1 protein-coding gene is annotated in these 1,682 nt (G+C 69.1%); it reads left to right on the top strand.

Annotation, left to right across the window (positions count from 1 at the left end; all coding sequences use genetic code 11):
- Positions 1-1,622 (top strand): stealth family protein (locus B9S61_RS15640; RefSeq protein WP_103542818.1); only part of this gene is annotated, 1,622 nt, incomplete at its 5' end.
- Positions 1,623-1,682 lie beyond the last annotated feature (60 nt).

Raw genomic sequence — 1,682 nt, 5'->3', positions numbered from 1 at the left:
TGCGGGTGACGCGGCAGCGGCAGGTGTTGTTGCGGTCGGATGCGCGTGTGCGGCAGGTGGCGTTCGACGGGGAGCCGTTGTGGGGGCGGGTGGTCGAGGAGTTCTCGGCGGCCGGTGCGGCCGCGGAGAATCTGGGTCTGGTCGCGGATGCCCTGGAGCGGGCGGGTGTGGCGTATTTCGTGGTGCCGGGTGTGTCGCGTACGTCGTGGGCCGTGGGTGTGCGTGAGGCGGACCGGGAGTCGTTTCTGGCGTCGATGCGTGGGTTGTACGGGGGGAGTGTCGTTTTCGCGGCGAGGCCCCGTTCCGGTGGGGTGACTGATTTCTCGCTGTTCGCGGACGATGTGTGGCCGAAGGCGTTGTCGTCGGCTCCGGTGATGCGTTTCGGTGTGGTGCGGCTGGGGCCGGTGGGTCAGGTGCTGGCCGGGCCGCAGCTGGGCTGTGATGTGGAGTTCTGGCAGGACGGGGCCGATGTGCTGGCCGGTCCTTCCGCGGAGGAGGAGCTGGCGCGGGTGTCGCCGCAGGCGTCCGAGGATGTGCTGGCGGATTCGCTGGTGGCGCCGCGCCGCAACCGCGTCGCCGACGTCGTCCCGGCCAGTGAGCAGAAGCCGGCGACGATCACGGTCGAGGGCCGTGCCTTCCCGACCTTCGCACCGTTCACGGTGGCGACCGTCGACGACGTGACCTTCCCCGTCGACGTCGTCTACACCTGGGTCGACGGCCAGGACCCGGAACTGCGGGCCGCACGCGAGCGGCACTCCCCCGGAACCGACGCCGGTATCGCGGAGCGGGAGGTCGGCGAGTCCCGGTACACCAGCCACGACGAGCTGAAGTACTCCCTGCGCTCGCTGCGGATGTACGCCGACTTCGTGCGGCACGTGTACATCGTCACCGACGGCCAGACGCCGGAGTGGCTGGACACCGAGGCGCCCGGCGTGACGGTCGTCGACCACCGGGACATCTTCCCCGAAGGGGTCCTGCCGGTCTTCAACTCGCACGCCATCGAGACGCGGCTGCACCACATCCCCGGGCTGTCGGACCACTACCTCTACTTCAACGACGACGTCTTCGTCGGGCGCCGCGTCACACCGCAGCACTTCTTCTACGGCAACGGCATCGCCCGCCTGCCCTTCTCGACCTACCAGATCGGTGTGGGCGCCCCGCACCCCCTGGCCTCCGCCCCCAACTCCGCCGGCCGCAACGTGCGCGAGCATCTCGCGAAGACGTTCGGGCGGTCCATCACGCACAAGTTCCTGCACACCCCGCACCCGCAGCTGCGCGCCGTCATGAGCGATCTGGAGAGCGACTACCCGGACGTCATGGCGCAGACGATGCGTTCGAAGTTCCGGTCCATCACCGACGTGGCTCCGGCCACCTCCTTCCATCACCACATGGCGCTGCTGACGGGAAGGGCCGTGCCGGGCAAGTACAAGTACCGGTACGTGGACGTGGGCAAGCCCCATCTGGAGAACCGGGTGGAAGCCCTGAAGGAACGACGCGGCTACGACTTCTTCTGCCTCAACGACGTGGACACCGAACCCTCACGACGGGACTACGTGCGGGACTACGTGCGGGACTTCCTGGAGTGGTACTTCCCCTACCCGAGCGACTTCGAGCGCCGCTGACGGCGGAACCCCCTGCCGAGGCCGCCGGCGCACGGACGCGGACGCGCACCCGCCGGAGGG

The sequence above is a fragment of the Streptomyces sp. SM1 genome (genome assembly GCF_002910825.1).
Lineage (GTDB): Bacteria > Actinomycetota > Actinomycetes > Streptomycetales > Streptomycetaceae > Streptomyces > Streptomyces okerensis.
The sequence above is the reverse complement of the archived record's forward strand: the minus strand, read 5'-3'. Positions and strand labels throughout refer to the sequence as shown.